Here is a 368-nt window from a genome sequence, read left to right on the forward strand (position 1 = left end):
CGGGTCCGGTTGAACACCCGGGCGCTCGCCATCGATCCGGCGTCACATACGGTGCGGGTGCAAACCGAGAGCCAAGCCCCCGAGACGGTACCGTATGACAAGCTGGTGATCGGCACGGGAGCAGAACCCATTCGACCGCCCATACCGGGGGTGGATCACCCGGGAGTCTTCTTGCTCCATAGTATGGCGGATAGTTTCCGGGTGGCGGCCTATCTGGACACCCACCAGCCGCAGCGCGCGCTCATCATTGGGGCGGGCTACATCGGACTGGAAATGGCCGATGCCTTGCGGCACCGCGGACTGGCCGTGACGGTGGCGGAACAGGCGCCGGCCGTCTTACCGACCATCGATCCGGACTTGGGCGGGCG

General features: G+C 66.0%; 1 protein-coding gene. It reads left to right on the top strand.

What is annotated here, in order from left to right; all coding sequences use genetic code 11:
- A partial coding sequence (locus HIJ39_RS23475) for an NAD(P)/FAD-dependent oxidoreductase (protein WP_169103419.1) occupies positions 1 to 368 on the top strand: 368 nt, incomplete at both ends.

Origin of the sequence: Sulfobacillus harzensis (assembly GCF_012933365.1) — a bacterium.
In the GTDB taxonomy this organism is placed as follows: Bacteria; Bacillota; Sulfobacillia; order Sulfobacillales; family Sulfobacillaceae; genus Sulfobacillus_B; species Sulfobacillus_B harzensis.